Consider the following 15,812-nt stretch of genomic DNA (forward strand, 5'->3'; position numbering starts at 1 on the left):
TGCGCCGACACGTCAATGATAGCCGCGCGCACCGGGCATTTGTCAAGTACCCGGTGCGTGTCGTCGGCTATTTCGGCTTTACGTGCCGGACCTTTCCCGCGACCGTTCCGCTGAACAGTGGGTATTGCGATGGGTCCGCGTATTTCTTGGCGAGCCGTCGGGCGACGTTGTCGGCTTTCTGCTGCTCTTTCGCTGCGAGTACGCGCCTGTCCACTTCGTCGGTGTACTCCGCTTCCGTCCACCTGTCGGAGCATTCATCGCAGAGGACTCGAGCGCCTTCGGGTGGCAGGTAGACGTTGGCCCCGTTCTCGGTCCAATGCTTGACCTCGGTGAAGGGCCAGAGGGCGACCGTGCCGGCGCATCCGACCACCCGGCACCGGATGTCGGTGAAGCGCGGCTGCAGGTTGACGGGGTATCGGGCTGCTGCCTGATGAATCTCGTTGAGCTCGGTCCGGAAGTAGTCGACGTCGTCGGGGGTGCGGCGGAAGATTTCGTCCAGGTGGATCAGCAACCAAGTCGCCATGATCCCGGTGTCGTAGCGAGCCTGCTGCGGCTCCGTCCCGACGGGCAGCCCCACGACGGTCCAGCTGCTGCGTAGCAGCGCCTGGCAGGGCCTGGGGCTGGTGCTCCCAGTTCCTTACCCCAGTGGTTTGCCCAGTGCGTCAGTCGGCCGTAGAGCTCGTTCGCGTCGTTGAACGCGCCTTCGTTGAACGGAAGTGGCGCGTGCACTCGCTTGGAGCGCACTTCATCGTCGGGACCGGGCTTGGCCTTGACGCCGATCATGGCGACGATGTGTTCGACGAGGTCAGGGACTTGCCGTAGCGCGTCCCGTGCGGTTTCGATTTGGCTGGCGGTGTCGGTCATGGGACCTCCGTGGGTAGATCCCGGCGCTCGCCGTATCCGTTGACGAGGCCGATGGTGCAGGTGGGGTGCTGGGTGAGGAAGTTGCGGGCTTGCATGCCGAAGTACAGGTCGAAGCGTTGCTGGTCAGGGACGTCCCATGACTTCCAGTAGGAACCGTCGTCCTCGGTGACTGGTCGGCTGTTCGCGAGTGCAATGGCCTGCCAGAACCAGCGGTCTTCAGTGTGCTGGGTGAACTCTTCGTCGCTGCGCAGCGCGGGGGTGTGGTCGCGGCACTCGAAGTACCAGTAGGTGCTCATGCTGCCGACTCCCAACCGGTGACGGTGGGGTCGGTGATGCGAGAGTTGCGGCCGTCCCAGTCGAGACGGACGATGCCGGTGTCTCCGTGGCGATTCTTGGCGACGTCGAACGTGATTGAGACGTCGTCGAGCTTCTGGGTGATCGGGTCCTTTTCGCGGTGCAGCAGGACCACCAGGTCTGCGTCCTGTTCGATCGCGCCAGACTCGCGCAGGTCCGACAGCTTCGGCTGGCCGGTCGCCGTCGACTCGCTGTTGCGGTTCAGCTGCGACAGGGCGATGACGGGCACGTGCAGGTCGCGGGCGAGGATCTTGAGTCCGCGGGAAAACGCGGCCACAACTTCCTGCCGGGCAGCACCCGGCGCGCCTTCCATCAGCTGCAGGTAGTCGACGACGATGCCGGATAGGCCGCTGTCGTGCTGCACCTGGCGTGCGTGCTGGCGGATCTCTGCCAGGCCGACGGAGGATCGGTCGTCGATTGCGACCTTGGGGGAGACGGCGCGGGCGTTCTGCCGGATCGTCTGCACGTCGGCGTCGTTCAGTTCGCCGTTCTTGATCCGGTACAGGGTGACCGGGCTGTTGGCTGCAATGAACCGTTGGTGCAGTTCGTAGCGGCCCATCTCGAGAGAGTTGAACGACACCCCGCCGTGCCCGGCGAGGGTCTGTGCCAGGTGCTGCGCTACGACGGTCTTGCCGACGCCCGGACGGGCACCGAACACGTACAGCGCTCCGGGTCGAAGCCCGCCGATCATCTTGTTGAGCTTCGGCCACGGCGTCGGCACGAACTGCTGCGCCTCGGTCATGTACTGGATCGTCTCGTCAAGGATGTCCTCGAGGTAGGCGACCTTCGAGACGGTGGCACCCATTGCTTCGTCAACGAGCTTGTAGACGAGCTCCCGGATTTGCCCCTGGGTGATGTCGGAGCCGACCGACTGCAGCCGTTGGCCGACACCGGAAAGCCGACGTCGCAGCGCTGCGAGTGCGACCGTCTCGGCGTGCGTTGTCACCACTGCGTGCGACCAGCCAGCCTCGTACGCGGCGTCGATGTACTGGACGTCCGCATTCGGCATGGTCATCATCGTGATGTGGTCGACGGGCTGACCGTGCTCGTGCCGGTCCCGCAAGGTGTCGAACAGAGCGCCGTGCCGGCCGTCGGTGAAGTCCCGTCCAGCGAGTGCGATCTTGTCGAACGCGCGGCCCTGCGTGTGCAGGACTGCGCCGATGACTGCTAGCTCTGCGTATTGGAGCTCGTTGCTGTCTTCCATCATTCGGGTGGGGTGTATTCCTCTCTGCCCGCGTAGGCGGGTTGCGTCGGCTGCGCGGCGGGGCCTGTGTTCGACGCCTGCAGCCGCATCTGGTCGTACTTCTCGCGGAGCTTGTAGGCGGACAGAATGTGCGCCCGCCAGAAGCTGTGCGAGGTTGACCAGTCGATGGCTTTCTTGATCTTCTCGACGGTGTGGCCGTCGCGGTCGATCAGCAGTCGGGCCGCTTCCTTGTTCCGCTTGTTCCGCTGTGGACGCTTCGCCTCGTTCCGCTCAATGGCTGCGTCGAGGTAGTCAAGGATCTCTTCGACATCGGGTCGGAGAGTTGCGTCAGCAACTGCCGACGTAATTACTACTTCTTGAGTAAGAGGAACATTGGGCGTGTACGCCCCACGAGATGGCAAATCCGCCCCGTCATCGGGCGTATCTGCCATCTCGTCAGGCGGATTTGCCATATCGGTGTTTGCAAGGATGCAGCGGTATGACTTCTTGCGGTCGTACGGGCCGTCGAAAGCGTGCTGTGCGCCCTCCAAGTAGCCGTCACTCTCGAGCGCTTCGATGGCCCTGCGCACCTGTTCTGTACGCAGTCCTGTCTCTTCCGCTAGGTCGTCACGGTTGGCCCTCCACCAGCGGTGCCCGTCGCGTTCGTACGCTTCCGGGTTGGCGGGTGCGGTGCGGAAAAGATGCGCTGCCAGACGACGGCGTGGTTGGCGTTGCCGCCAAGTCGCTTGATCAGGGCGGCGCGAACGTTGATGAAGTCCGGGGCCGTGGCTTCTGACAGTGGTACTCCGCTCATGTCACCTCCAAGGACCAGGACGCGGGCAGGGTTGCGCGCCTGTTGTGTAGCGGGCTGGGCTGCCGTGTGTCGTTCTCCCATGGCAGCCGGACGCCCTTCTCGTTGTTGCACTGGTCGCAGAGGACACTCAGGTTGTGGCGGTGGTTGCAGCCCCCACGAGCGCGCGCCACGACGTGGTCGAGCGTCAGGGTTACGGGGAACGTGAACCACAGAACGGCGTCCTGCCCGCCGCTACGAACTGGGATGGGCACGGGGCGCGACTCGTCGCCGTCAGCGCGTCCGCACGCGGCGCACTGCCACCGTGATTCGGCGAACATGATGCGCCGCCAGTGGGGCAGCCGCCTGACGCGTTTCGGGGACGCGCCCCAGCAGCTGGCCGGCATCCACGGCAGGTCCCACGTGGGGATCCACCGTTCGACTGCGGTGGTCGTCAATCGGGGACCTGGGTCCGGATTGCCTTGGCGAGCATCGTGGCGACTGCCGGCAGCTGCGTGTTCACGTCGGTGCTGGTGAGCATCCCCTGTTGCGCGTACTTCGCGATGAGCAGGACGTGGTGCAACTGCATGAGCACGCCCCACGAGACGCCCAGCGGGTTGACCGGGTTGGGGTTCTCCGGGGTGCGCGCCGCCATGACGTCCTGCACGATCTTGTCGACCAACGTGACCGCTGGCACGAGCTCGTCGAGCAGGTCTGTGGGTAGCTGTGCTGGTGCTCGCAGTTCGAACTCGAAGTGGAAGCTTCCATCTCGTGCTTTGCCGTACCCGGCCGCTTCGAGCTCAGCCGCCACAGCCGCGGAGTCGTCGACCGTCCACGGTCCGCCATCGACGTCGAGCAGGTCGCGGGTCAGTGGCTCGCTGTTCAGGTGGTCCAGCAGCGCCGTACGTGCTGGCACGGACAGGGTGTTGCTCACGGGGAAGTGAATGGCCATTCGGGTATGCCCTCTCAGTTGTCTTCGAACTGAATGTCGACGTTGTTCATGCGGCAGTCGGTCGCCTTCCGCATGAGTGCCCCAGCGAGCTCGTCAGCGCGGTCCGGGGTGAGCACGAGCGTCGTGCCGTCCCATTCGGGTGTGCCTTTGAGGTCGCGGAGCATCCGGTCCAGCGCGACCGACACCACGGGCGGGTCGTCTTCGAACTGCTCGGAAGCGACGGGGAAGCTGGCCATCAGATGACCGCCCCTCGCCCGTTGAGGGTTGCGGCGAGCGCCGAGGCTTCGCGGTACGCGGTCGAGAATGCGAGGAAGTCGGCGGGGGCGAACGCCATGTCACCCGACACTCCGGCGTAGACGACCCATTCACAGTCCTGCTCGTCGACCCACTCAACTGAGAGAGTCCATCCCTCCCCGTGCCTCTCGTCGGCGTGGTGCAGGCCGGACATCCCCTTGCGCGCGTCCAAGCCGTCGATGTGCCGGGTGTTGTCGCAGCCGAGTACGGGGCACGGCTTCGGTGGCGCTTCCATCAGTCGCACCACGGCCTCGGTGACCTTGCGCATGTAGCTGTTCGTGGGGGCGATTGAGGCCGTCTTCCACTTTCGCCAGGTAAGCGGTGCTCGTGCCAGCCATTGCGGCGACGAGCGGCTGAGAGACGTTGTGGCTGGTGCGCAGGTGCTTGAGGGAAGCGCCGGCGCGGTTGTGTGTGGTCTTCATGCGTGTACCTCAGTGGTCGCGTCGATCATCAGCTCGAGCTCGAGCTGGGCGAAGGGGTCGTCGGCTCGGATGCCGCGGGTCTGGCGGTAGAACACGCGAGCGGTGCTGCGGTACTGCGAGCGCCACCAGCGGTCGGGAAAGCGTGCCCATTCGCCGCGGGGGAGCACCGCGCAGTCACGCTGGATCTGTTCGACCTCTGCAGGGGTTGCGCCTTCGTAGATGAAGACGACGAAGAGCTTTTCGGAGGGGATGCGGTGCACCTGGAACAACCAGCGGATGACGTTGCCGTGGTCGTCAACCCCGATGTGAGCGCGGTTGGACTTCGCAGGCCGGTACTCAACATCGTGGTCGGCGTACTTGCGGCGCTGTGCCGGTGTCGGCTTGAACGCGGCCATCAGGCGCGGTCTCCGGTGTCGGCGAACAGGTCTTCGACGCTGAGGTTGAGCCGGAGCATGTAGCCGGTCATCTCGACGATGTTCATGTTCAGCCCGAGCCACATCAGGGTGACGCGGTGGAGGGGGATGCCCGCGGCCTTCGACAGCGTGGCGATGTTGGTGAGGCCCTGTCGGGCGGCGGCGCGCTTGATGTTGCCTGTCATGATCCGGACGTCGCGGCGGGCCTTGCGGCGGTTGCGGCGGACGAACGTGCTGTGTGCGAGAATCGACATTGGTTGTTCTCCTAGAACGATTTGCCCCGGGCGTTGCAGCGCTGACGGGGCCTTTGCTTTGGGTCGGTGCGGGTCAGAGGGCCGACGGCAGCAATATCGCTGCGAGCCATATGGCGATCAGCCCGAACGGGGCCAGTGCGCTCGCTGTGGTGCGGAGCCGAGAGTGCTTCTGCATGGGGTTCCTTCTGTAAGGGGCAGTTAGTGGAGTGCCCGCCGTCGGGTGCCGATCCCGACGTGCCCCCGCCAGCCGCCTGCGCGCTGGCTCCTAGGGACGGGCTGTGTTCTGTGTCGCGGTCGATCGCGGGACAACTTGAGGGAGCACCCCTGCCGGGGCTGCCTAGCGACTGCGACGAGGGGGGATGCTGGTCCGACCACCACGAGGGACCCGCACACTTGCGGTTCTCCCGCCTCTTGTTCTGTTCATTCCGCTGTGTGGTGCTGCCCCGGCGCATTGGCGTTGGTGACGTCGTCCGTGGAGCTATGTGGGTGGTACAGCGCCTTGCGGCGCAGTGAGCCTCCGCGGGTTCGAACCGCGTCAATCCGTCCAGTCGGAGAGGCCCTGCAGAGCGAGTGGTGTTCGGCCTGAGGTCCGCAGAACGGCGTCCGGGTCGCCGCCCGGAGTCGACTCGACGTGTTGCTGCAGGTACGCGTCGAGGTCTTCGACTCGGTAACCCAGCAGCCGGCCCTGCTTGACCGCGACGGGTCCCTTGCGGAGCGAGCGCCAATTGAGCAGTGTCTTGGGGGAGACGCCGATGTACTCAGCGGCGGCGCTGGTGCGCAGAACGGCGCTCACGAGACGGCCGCCAGGGTGTCGACGACGAAGAGGGAGTCGAGTGACACGGACGGGAAGGCGAACTTGACCCGCGCCATGAAGGCGTTGGACGGTGCTGACCTGCCGGTGGTGACTCGGTAGAGGGTCGCGCGGTCGATGCCGACGAACTTGACGAACTCGGTGTCGTTCTGGAGCTCGTGCGCTCGCCGCAGCTCGTTTAGCTTGTTGACGTTGAGGACCAGCGTTGCAGCTGGTGTTGCGTGGGGAAGCGGCTCTGCGTTGCGTTCGGGTTGCTCTGCATGCGAACAAGGTACGTCCGCTTATGCGCCTACGCAACGACCCTGCGCGGCGTGTCTCCGGTGTGTCGCGCCGCATACCCCATGTTTGCACCCCTCTTTCGGGTCAAAGTCGTTGCGCGCGTGCAACATCTGGTGCTACGTTCCTGCCCGTGGACATGGACATGAGTTGGCCTGAGTACCTGCGCGCGCTGTCGAACAACCAGTCGGCAATCGCTCGAGCGGCGGGTGTTAACACCGGCACCGTCAGCCGCTGGATGAGCGGCCAGAGTCTCCCGAAGGCCGAACAGGTCATCAACGTGGCCCGTCGCTTCGACGAAAGCCCGCTGGCGGCGCTCGTAGCTGCCGGCTACCTGGACGATGCGGAGGTTCCCTCTGGCATGGTCATGCCCCGCATGCTGCAGCTGCGTCGCTTCACTGACGTTGAGCTCGCGAAAGAGGTCTACGGGCGCGCCATCATCCGCCGCGACGGCCCCCTTGAGTCGCCCGTGTTCATGGAGCGTCCGGCTCGCAAGGGCGAGGAACTGTCAGAGGTTGCTGCGACCGCCGACCTCAACGACGAAGACGAAGACTTCGACATCGCGCCGGACGCCGGGGAGCGTCAGGCAACGTATGGCCTCGCAGCGAAGCGGGTGCGAGGAAGGCGGATGAACCGCATGCAGAATGACCCCGACCGAACGCGGCGGGGGTCTCTAGGACGGGTGGCTGGGGAACTGGGAGTACGCATCACGTACTCCCACCTTCCGGGGAACATGATCGGCTGCTACAACCCGCTCGAAGCTCGCGTTTACGCTGACTTGCGGTTGACGCCGTTCGAGCGGCGATCCGTCATCGCTCACGAGTTGGGGCACGTCTACTACGGGCACACGTGCGACCTTGGCGGGAGCAGCGCGATCGAGCGGCAGGCTGACGCCTTCGCGGCGGCACTGCTCATTGATCCCATTGAGTACGCCCGATGCGAGCGTTTCAACGCGGACGTGCATGCAATCGCGGATGACCTCTGCGTCACCGTTGACATTGTCAAGGCATTCCGTCGCCACATCCTCAATCGAATTGGGGATCGGACGTATGCTGGACATAGAAGGGTTGGCTAATGGCGCGTCCAACATTGGTGCTTGGCACTTGGGGATCGATCAGCCGGACGCAGCAGGGTCCGAGCAAGTGGACGGCGAGCGCCCGTTTCCGTGACTTCGACGGCGTGACCCGCAAGGTTGCCCGTCAGGGGGCTACCGGCCGTCGCGCCGAAGACGCCCTAGTGGAACACCTGCGTGACCGCGTGCGCACCCACGGATCCGACTTGACCGCAGACAGCAAGGTCGCTGACCTCGCCGCGCAGTGGGTCACCGTGCTCGGAGAAGTTGGGGCGAGCGCAGACCACGGTGCAGCAGTACAAGCGGTCACTGCAGACCAACGTGCTGCCGGCGCTCGGTGGCGTGCGTCTCCGTGAAGCGACGGTCCCGGTGATTGACCGTGTGGTTGAGACGCTGGCCTCGCGACGCGGCCCCGGTGCAGCGAAGACGGCCCGTGTGGTCCTCAACAGCATGTTCTCTCTGGCGGTCCGCCGTGGTGCGGTCGCAACCAACCCTGTGCGTGAAGCGCAGTCCGTGCACATGGAGCGCAAGGAAGTCCGTGTCGTCACGCTGGCAGAGGTGCAGCGACTGCGCGTAGACCTGGTGGCCTGGGACTCTGGCAAAGACGGAGCGGGGCGCGTGCGGACCACGGACCTCGCTGAACCGATCGACATGCTGCTGGGCACGGGCATGCGTACTGGTGAGCTCGTCGCGCTCAAGTGGTCTGACTTGGACCTCGACGTTGACGTGCCGACCGTCACCATTCAAGCCACCGCGGTGCAGCTTGACGACGTGGGGCTGATCCGCCAGGAACGCCCCAAGTCCGACTCGTCGTTCCGTCGACTGCAGCTGCCGCCGTTCGCCTGGGCCATGCTGGTCCGCCGTCGCGAACGCGCATACACGGACTGGGTGTTCCCGTCCTCGACGGGCACGCTCCGATCACCGGCCAACATGCGCCGGCAGTGGCGCGAATTCAAGCTGGCGAACGACTACCCGGACTGGGTGACACCCAAGACGTTCCGCAAGACCGTTGCCACCGCCATCCGTGACGGCTCGGACATTGAGGAAGCGGGTGCTCAGCTGGGGCACGCCAACTCCGCGGTCACCCGCAAGTTCTACGCGGCACGCGAGTACCTGGGTCCCGACGTCCGCGACATTCTCTCCCAGTTCGGGGAGAGCGCGTGAAGCGCCTGCACTACGGGGCATTGTCGATCGACGTGGCAGCCGACCTTGCAGAGTGGGTGAGCGCGGCGTGCACGGAGTTTGCGAACGAGGGTCGCAGCATCGCCGTCCCCGTCGCTGGGTACATGGGCAACGACGCCGTAACCCTGCAGCTGGTCGTCGGCGCTGGTATCCCGCTCGCCATCGTTGACGGCGCGAGCAGCGACGCCTCGAGATGACGCCCCGAACACCCTTGCGGCGCTTGCGTGGATCCGTGACGAGGTCGAGCAGCTGCAGCGTGAGCAGATGGAAGACGGCGAGTAGCGAAGCTACCGCTTATCCTCCGCTTTGCTCGGGATTCTCCGGGATAGCAGAGGACAGTCGGGGCAGTGACGGTCCGCAAAAGTCCTGGTTAGAGGTACTTCCGGGATACATGGGGGCAGTGACGGGATAGTCCGTCCCTATTCGCCGAGTTGTGGGTTCGAGTCCCACCGGGGGTACCCGTGCACGTCTCGCGGAAGCGACGTCGTGCCGCCAACCGTTCGCGGCACACTGTCGCCCTGGCGGGCAAGACAGCGCATCCGCGCCTCCCGTCCGTCACATGCGTGCGTCTCGCGGAAGCGACGTCGTGCCGCCAACCGTTCGCGGCACTACGTCGCTTTCGCGGGCAGGACGGCGCGTCCGTGCGGACAACTGTCGCTTTGACGTGCGCGAACCAGGTCCGCGCACGAACATGTCCAGTCGACCCAAACTTAGGGTTGCCTTACCTAACTCCTGTCCCTATGCTCAGGGAGTTAGGTAAGGCTACCCAAACTTGAGACCACCCGAATGCACCTGTCCTCTCCTCGCGCCCGGCGTCTGGCCGCCGGCGCGACCGCCGTCGCCGTCGGCGCGACGATCGCCGCGGCCGCCGCGCTCGGCGCCGCCCCCGCGAACGCCGCCTCCGCCGACGTCACCGACGCGTCGCTGTCCTGGAGCCTCAGCAACGAGGCCAACGCCGGCGCCTACTTCGGCGGCTGCAACTTCCTGTCCGCCGGGGTCGCCGGCAACTCGGGTGCCTCGGCTCCGTGGACCGCGACCAACCCGTCGCCCGGCTACGCCGCTTCGGCCGGCGACGTCTCGATCGCTTACCCGAAGGCCGCGGGCGGTACCTCGACCCCGACCTTCGCCACGAAGTGCCAGACCGGCGACGGCGCCACGGTCCGCCCGGGCACCACGACCGCCGGGGTCCTGACGCTCGCCGCGGGGACGGGCACCGTCGACGCCGCAGCCGGCACCGCGGACATCGCGTGGGACGGCGGCTTCACGGTCGCGTTCTACGGCGGCCTGACCTACTGGTCCGCCGAGGACCCGGAACTGCACGTCGCAGCGGACGGCACGGGTGAGCTCACCGCGACGGTCTCGGGCTACGCGGCCTCGCGCGACGGGGGCAGCTGGGCGCCGCTCACCCCGCGCACCGTGCACCTCGCCACCCTCACCGACGTCGACGTCACGAGCTCGGGCATCACCGTGAGCCCGGACTGGCAGGGCGTCGAGCCCGCGTCGGCGACGAGCCTGAACAAGACGAACGCCGACTGGGGTTCGTGGCCGGCGGACTTCGTCGACTTCCAGAACGAGACCGGTCAGAGCTCGTACTGGTACACGTCCGGCGCGAACGACGCCGCGGCCAAGAAGCCGCAGCCGATCTCGATCGCGTACACGGCGGCCGAGACGCCCACGCCCGAGCCGACCGAGCCGAGCGAGCCCGGCACGCCGGAGCCCACGACCGAGCCGACCGAGCCCGGCACCCCGGAACCGACGACCGAGCCGAGCGAGCCCGGCACCCCGGAGCCCACGACCGGCCCGACCACCGGCCCGACCACCGGCCCGACCACCGGCCCGACCACCGGGCCGACCACCCCGGCCCCGTCGATCAGCACCGGTGGCACCACCACCTTCACGGTCGGCGACTCGGTGCCGCTGCGCGCCGAGGGCCTGCCGGCAGCGACGGAGTTCTCGGTCGTCCTGCACAGCGACCCGGTCGTCCTCGGCACCGTGACCACGGACGCCGACGGGGCCTTCGCGACCTCGGTCGTGATCCCCGCGGACACCCCGGCAGGCGCACACGCCATCGCGGTGGAGTCGTCCTGACGGCACCGCGGTGGTCTCGCTCGCCATCACGGTCACCGCTGACGGCACCGTCGTCGTCGACCCGATCGACACCACCACGGCCGTCACCACCGGAGCAGCCGTGAACACCGGAGGCACCGTCTCCGGCACCTCGGCCCTGCCGTGGATCGGCCTGTCGGCCGTCGGCGTCGTCGCCCTCGGCTCGGTCGCGTTCATCGCGTACCGCCGCCGCGTCACCCAGCAGGACTGACGCACCGGGATCCGTGGGGCGGTCGACCCCGCCACGCGGATCCCGACACCCAGGTGTCGGACGGGAGCGCGCCTCCCGTCCGACACGTCCGTCACCACCCCGGAAACGGAAGATGACCGCCCCTCGCACCAAGCCCCGCAGGCGGCGGCCCCGCCGTCGCGGCGGCGCGCTGCTCTGGACGATCGCCGTGCTCGCCGCGGCGACCCTCGTCGTCGGCGTCGTCGGCGTGGTCGGTGTGGTCACGGCGACCACCGGAGCGGCCTCGCCGACGGCGATCACCGGGACGTCGCTCGACGGCAAGCAGGTCACGCTCGACCCGGGCGAGTCGGGGACGGCGGCGTCTGCGTCGCACGCGGTCGCCGACACCGGCGTGCAGCTCGTGGTGCCGTCGGTCGGGCTCGACGTGCCGCTCGGCGAACTGGATGCCGTCGACGGGCAGATCACGCCGCCGGGGTTCCGCGAGGCCTACCGGGTCCGCAACCTGGGGGTCTCGCTGGCGGACCGCGCGGGCGGCACCGTGTTCGTCGTCATGCACTCGCTGCGGAACGGTGCGATCGGCCCGGGCAACCTGCTCATCGACGTCGACGGGCAACGCTCCGAGGTCGCGGTCGGAAGCAGCGTCCGGATCGGCGACGCGCGGTGGACGGTGACCGGTTCCGAGCGGATCACGAAGGCGACCGTGGCCGCCGATGCCGACGTCTGGGCGGACGAGCCCGGCCGGCTCCTGCTCATCACGTGCCTGCAGCGGCCGGACGGTTCCGCGTCGGTCGACAACGTGGTCATCGAGGCCACGCTCGATCGCTAACATCGCCTGCGTGGTCGGACTCGGAAGCGCACTCGCGAACCTGCAGAACGCCCTCCGTCGGCCCGAGGCCCACGTCGAGGTCGTCGACGGCGAGACCGTCCCCGTCGGCATGCTCCTCGGCACGCTCGGTGCACTGCTGCTCGACGCGGGCAGCTCCGTCACCGACGTCCGCTCGGCGCTCGAGAAGGCCCGCGACGCCGCCGGGGTCGGTCCGACCCTGGCGATCGGGGTGCTGCCAGCGCTGGTGATGGTGAGCGAGGTCTCGACCGGTGCGGCGACGATCGTGAACGCCGAGGGCGTCGAGCTGTCGTCGCGGCAGGCTGCACGGGCGAACCGGGTCGTGCTCGGGTTGGAGAGCGGGTCCATCGCCCTCGCCGAGATCCCCGCGCGGGTCCGGGCCATCCGTGCCGGCACCGTCCCGCCGCCCGCACTGCCGTGGATCCTCGGCAACGCGCTGACCTCCGCCGGGCTCGCCGTCGTGTTCCGGTGCCCGTGGTGGGCGATCCTGCTCGCGCTCCTGGTCGGAGCGCTCGTCGGGGTCATCGGGCTGCTGCTCCGGCGCTTCCGCGAGGCCGTCGCGATCATCCCGTTCCTGGCGGCCTTCGTGTCGACGGCCATCGTCGGACTCGTCGCCGCCGGTACCGGGTTCGAGCAGGTCCCGCTGTTCGCCGTGTGCGCCCCGGTGGCGGTGTTCGTCCCCGGTGCCCTCATCACGAACGCCCTGCTCGAACTGACCGCCGCGGACATCGTGACCGGGTCCTCGCGGCTGGTCCAGGGGCTCATCATGCTCGGCTTCATGGCGGCCGGCATCGCCTCGGGCAGTGCGCTGACCGGGCTGCACGTCGACCCGTCCTCGGCGGCGCTCGTCGGCGAGGTCGCCGGCGTCGGCACGGACCTGGCCGGGTGGGAGTCCGTACCGTCCTACTGGGTGTCGTGGGTCGCCGTCGTGGTCCTGGCGGTCGGCCTCGGCCTGGTGTTCCGATCGGGCTGGCGGCTGACGCTCGTGTCGGTGGCGGTCATGGTCACCGCCTACGCCCTGGTGAGCGGGACGACGCCGGTGTGGGGGAGCGTCGTCGCGACCGGGGCGACGGCGGCCCTGTTGTTCGTCGCGACACGGCTGCTCGAGCGGCTCGTGCCGGCGATCCCGGCGACGGTGTCGTTCTTCCCGGCGTTCCTGCTGCTCGTCCCCGGGACCGTCGGGCTGGTGGCGGTGGCCACGTTCGACCCCGAGTCCCTCGCGACGCCCCTGGCGACCTTCGTCAGCTTGTGCATCGGGACGAAGATCGGTGGGTTGCTGCCGGGCCTGTTCGCCCGGAACGCGCCGAGCCACACGTAGCGCGGCCCCGCGCCGCCCGGGGCGTACCGGGCCGAATGGGGCGTACCTGGTCGGAAGTTTCGACCAGGTACGCCCGATCCCGCAAGGCACCGCGGCTGCAGCCGCGACCGCAGCCGTCGGCGCGACCGGCTGACGGACGGGAGGCGCGGGGCGGGGCCGCCACGGGCCTCCCGTCCGGCACCGCGCACGTGCAGAACCCGCTACGGCTCGAGCAGTCGGCCCGCCGCCTGGTCCTCCGCTGCCGTCGCCTTCGCGAGGTAGTGCACCTTCTTGCCCGTCGCGTTGTACGGCAGCTCGTCGACGAACCGGTACCGCCGCGGCCGCTTGTAGCGGGCGAGCCCGGGGTGCGAGCCCGTCCACTCCTCGAGCACGGCGGCGGCTGCGACGTCGTCGTCCGGCAGCCGTCCGCGGCACGGACCACGTACGCCGTGACGACCTCGCCCCAGCGCTCGTCCGAGATCCCGACGACGATCGAGTCGGCGACGCCGGGGTGCTCCTGCAGTGCGGCCTCGACCTGGACGGGGTGGACGTTCTCGCCGCCGGAGATGATCATGTCGTCCTTGCGACCGACGATCGTCACCCGTTCGTGCTCGTCCCACGTGGCGAGGTCGCCGGGGTAGAACCAGCCGTTCGCGAACTTCTCCGCCTCGAGCCCCGGGTTGCGGTACGAGTAGCCGGACTTCACGGTCCGGACCGCGAACTCGCCGATCTCGGAGCCGTCCTTCGGCACGGTGTCGCTCGGGTCGGCCAGGCGGTCCTCGTACACGCGCACCACGGCGACGTCGTCGTCCGTCGACGCGCGTCCGGTGGAGCCGGCACCGTCGGGGAAGTCCTCAGGACGCAGGAACGTGTTCCAGAAAGTCTCGGTCGTGCCGTAGCCGTTGAAGATCCGCGGGGACAGGAGCTCCTGGTAGCGGAGTGCGGCGGCGCGGTCGAGCAGGGCGCCCATCGTGACGATGCCGTGCAGGGACGACAGGTCGCGGGGCCGCCCCTCTTGCGCGTTCGCGAGCTGCACCAGGTTCGGCGGCGCACCGATCAGGAACGTCAGCCGCTCGGACTCGACCAGGTCGAGCACCCGCTCGGCGTCGAAGTGCCGCAGGGTGGTGAGCTCGGCGCCGACGTAGAACACCGGGTTGGGGCCGCCCGAGTACAGGCCGCCGCGATGGAACAGCGGCGACATGTTGAGCGTCTTGTCGAAGGGGCTGAGCGGGAAGTGCATCACGACGTCGTGGGCGCTGAGCACCTCGACCAGGCTCGGCAGGGGCACCGGCTTCGGTCGCCCGGTGGTGCCGGAGGTGTAGAGCCGCGTGGTCTCGTCGTAGGTGCTGCGGGGCTCGGTCGCGGCGAGTTCGGCGGGCGTGACGGGGTCGGCGGCGAGGAGCGCGGTGAACGCGACCCGCGCGGCATGTGTGGCGTGGTCGTCGTGCGCGTCGGGGTCGTGCGCGTCGTGGTCGGCGACCTCGTCGTCGCCACCGACGACGACGACGTGGTCGGGACGGTGCGGCGCGGTCTCGAGCGCTCGGGCGATGTCGTCGCCACGCACTGCGTCGTGCACCAGCACCACGGGCGCGGAGTCCTCGATGATGAAGGCGACCTCGTCGGGCGCGAGCCGGAAGTTCGTCGGCGAGAACACCGCGCCGATGCGGTGGCACGCCAGGTAGAGCATCGCGAACTCGGGCGAGTTGAACAGCTCGACCATCACGACCGAACCGCGACCGACTCCGTGCCGGACGAGCCACCCGCCGATGTGGTCGACGACGCCCCCGAGTTCCGCGTAGGTCCACGATCGACCTGTGTCCGGGTCGCGCAGCGCGGGCCGGTCCGCGAAGCGGTGGGTGTTCCGCGCGAAGCCGTTCGCGTACGTGTAGCTGCCCTCGAACACCTCGCGGAACCGCGTCGGGTCGTAGTCGGATCGGGTCTCGGTCATCATCGCTCCCTGGGGCGGTCGAACGGCGCGTCACGCACCGATCGTCACTGTATCCGCCGCGCGGGGACGGCGGACGGGAGGCCCGGTGCGGGTCAGGCGGCCGCGTCCGGTCGCGTGGTGCGCGCCCAGAACCAGGCCCCGATCGCGCCCGCCACGCAGGCCGCGCCGATCGCGCCGAGCAGCACCGGCGACGCGTGGGTCCCCGAGGGACCGGAGTAGACCGCGGCGGTGAGCGCGACCGCGACGACCGCCAGTGCCACGTACCGGCCACGCGAGGCCGTGAGGAGCGCACTGCCGGCGGACCCGGCGAACGGCAGCAGTGTCGCGACGACGGCACCGACCCCGCCGACGCACAGGGTGATGGCGAACTCCGACGTCAACGCCGACCAGAAACCCCCGCCCGCGGTCAGGCTGTGGAGCACCCAGCCCGCGGTCGCGAGTCCGAGCAGCGCGACCGTCCGCCAGGTCGCGCTCCGGGCACCGGCGGCGATCCCGGAGCCGAGGCGCAGTGCGGCGGTGTCCAGGTCCGGGCGTCCCGAGGGCACGAGCACCACTCCGAC

General features: G+C 68.3%; 20 protein-coding genes. 7 read left to right on the forward strand and 13 right to left on the reverse strand.

All coding sequences use genetic code 11. From position 1 onward, the window contains the following. Nucleotides 1-67: 67 nt before the first annotated feature. The 11 genes from ACZZ0J_RS17285 to ACZZ0J_RS17335 form a co-directional block, all read right to left on the reverse strand. On the reverse strand, nt 68-577 hold the full coding sequence (locus ACZZ0J_RS17285) for a hypothetical protein (RefSeq protein ID WP_463437833.1): 510 nt from the start codon (nt 575-577) through the stop codon (nt 68-70). A gap of 283 nt (nt 578-860) precedes the next feature. Next, nucleotides 861-1,160, reverse strand: a complete 300-nt coding sequence (locus ACZZ0J_RS17290) for a hypothetical protein (RefSeq protein ID WP_463437834.1) — start codon at nt 1,158-1,160, stop codon at nt 861-863. Next, nucleotides 1,157-2,422 carry a replicative DNA helicase gene (locus tag ACZZ0J_RS17295; RefSeq protein WP_463437835.1) on the reverse strand — a complete coding sequence of 422 codons (1,266 nt, stop codon included), beginning with the start codon at nt 2,420-2,422 and terminating at the stop codon, nt 1,157-1,159. The genes ACZZ0J_RS17290 and ACZZ0J_RS17295 overlap by 4 nt, the downstream gene beginning before the upstream one ends. Then, nucleotides 2,422-2,991 (reverse strand): hypothetical protein, encoded by a 570-nt coding sequence (locus ACZZ0J_RS17300; protein ID WP_463437836.1) that lies wholly within the window; start codon nt 2,989-2,991, stop codon nt 2,422-2,424. Before ACZZ0J_RS17300 ends, ACZZ0J_RS17295 begins: the two co-directional genes overlap by 1 nt. 220 nt (nt 2,992-3,211) lie before the next feature. Next, nucleotides 3,212-3,598, reverse strand: a complete 387-nt coding sequence (locus tag ACZZ0J_RS17305) for an HNH endonuclease (protein WP_463438219.1) — start codon at nt 3,596-3,598, stop codon at nt 3,212-3,214. Between the two features lie 47 nt (nt 3,599-3,645). Then, entirely contained in the window at nt 3,646-4,125 is a 480-nt protein-coding gene (locus tag ACZZ0J_RS17310; RefSeq protein ID WP_463437837.1) for a hypothetical protein, read from the reverse strand. Nucleotides 4,126-4,157: 32 nt separating this feature from the next. After that, complete coding sequence (locus ACZZ0J_RS17315; RefSeq protein ID WP_463437838.1) at nt 4,158-4,379, reverse strand: hypothetical protein; 222 nt, start codon at nt 4,377-4,379, stop codon at nt 4,158-4,160. After that, on the reverse strand, nt 4,379-4,705 hold the full coding sequence (locus tag ACZZ0J_RS17320) for a hypothetical protein (protein WP_463437839.1): 327 nt from the start codon (nt 4,703-4,705) through the stop codon (nt 4,379-4,381). Before ACZZ0J_RS17320 ends, ACZZ0J_RS17315 begins: the two co-directional genes overlap by 1 nt. 150 nt (nt 4,706-4,855) lie before the next feature. Continuing rightward, on the reverse strand, nt 4,856-5,254 hold the full coding sequence (locus tag ACZZ0J_RS17325) for a hypothetical protein (protein ID WP_463437840.1): 399 nt from the start codon (nt 5,252-5,254) through the stop codon (nt 4,856-4,858). Beyond that, nucleotides 5,254-5,526 (reverse strand): hypothetical protein, encoded by a 273-nt coding sequence (locus ACZZ0J_RS17330; RefSeq protein WP_463437841.1) that lies wholly within the window; start codon nt 5,524-5,526, stop codon nt 5,254-5,256. The genes ACZZ0J_RS17325 and ACZZ0J_RS17330 overlap by 1 nt, the downstream gene beginning before the upstream one ends. Nucleotides 5,527-6,061: 535 nt before the next feature. Next, nucleotides 6,062-6,319, reverse strand: coding sequence for a helix-turn-helix domain-containing protein (locus tag ACZZ0J_RS17335; protein WP_463437842.1), 258 nt, complete (start codon nt 6,317-6,319; stop codon nt 6,062-6,064). A gap of 433 nt (nt 6,320-6,752) precedes the next feature. On the opposite strand from ACZZ0J_RS17335, the gene ACZZ0J_RS17340 reads away from it, so the two are divergent. From ACZZ0J_RS17340 to ACZZ0J_RS17370, 7 genes are all read left to right on the forward strand, one after another. Further along, a complete protein-coding gene (locus tag ACZZ0J_RS17340; RefSeq protein ID WP_463438220.1) occupies nt 6,753-7,688 on the forward strand; it encodes an XRE family transcriptional regulator in 936 nt (311 codons plus the stop codon). Between the two features lie 264 nt (nt 7,689-7,952). Further along, entirely contained in the window at nt 7,953-8,849 is an 897-nt protein-coding gene (locus ACZZ0J_RS17345; RefSeq protein WP_463437843.1) for a tyrosine-type recombinase/integrase, read from the forward strand. Beyond that, a complete protein-coding gene (locus ACZZ0J_RS17350) occupies nt 8,846-9,064 on the forward strand; it encodes a hypothetical protein (RefSeq protein ID WP_463437844.1) in 219 nt (72 codons plus the stop codon). The genes ACZZ0J_RS17345 and ACZZ0J_RS17350 overlap by 4 nt, the downstream gene beginning before the upstream one ends. Nucleotides 9,065-9,653: 589 nt before the next feature. After that, nucleotides 9,654-10,955 (forward strand): hypothetical protein, encoded by a 1,302-nt coding sequence (locus tag ACZZ0J_RS17355; protein WP_463437845.1) that lies wholly within the window; start codon nt 9,654-9,656, stop codon nt 10,953-10,955. Between the two features lie 10 nt (nt 10,956-10,965). Then, nucleotides 10,966-11,184, forward strand: a complete 219-nt coding sequence (locus ACZZ0J_RS17360; RefSeq protein ID WP_463437846.1) for a hypothetical protein — start codon at nt 10,966-10,968, stop codon at nt 11,182-11,184. Nucleotides 11,185-11,296: 112 nt separating this feature from the next. Continuing rightward, on the forward strand, nt 11,297-11,989 hold the full coding sequence (locus tag ACZZ0J_RS17365; protein ID WP_463437847.1) for a class F sortase: 693 nt from the start codon (nt 11,297-11,299) through the stop codon (nt 11,987-11,989). Between the two features lie 10 nt (nt 11,990-11,999). After that, nucleotides 12,000-13,325, forward strand: coding sequence for a threonine/serine exporter family protein (locus tag ACZZ0J_RS17370; RefSeq protein WP_159573638.1), 1,326 nt, complete (start codon nt 12,000-12,002; stop codon nt 13,323-13,325). On the opposite strand, the gene ACZZ0J_RS17375 is transcribed toward ACZZ0J_RS17370, so the two are convergent. Both ACZZ0J_RS17375 and ACZZ0J_RS17380 read right to left on the reverse strand, forming a co-directional pair. Further along, nucleotides 13,249-15,252, reverse strand: a complete 2,004-nt coding sequence (locus ACZZ0J_RS17375) for a class I adenylate-forming enzyme family protein (protein ID WP_463437848.1) — start codon at nt 15,250-15,252, stop codon at nt 13,249-13,251. The two genes, ACZZ0J_RS17370 and ACZZ0J_RS17375, sit on opposite strands and share 77 nt — an antisense overlap. Nucleotides 15,253-15,344: 92 nt before the next feature. Then, nucleotides 15,345-15,803: a hypothetical protein gene (locus tag ACZZ0J_RS17380; RefSeq protein ID WP_463437849.1), complete on the reverse strand. Its 459-nt coding sequence runs from the start codon at nt 15,801-15,803 to the stop codon at nt 15,345-15,347. Nucleotides 15,804-15,812 lie beyond the last annotated feature (9 nt).

This window comes from Curtobacterium sp. AC272, assembly GCF_979258155.1.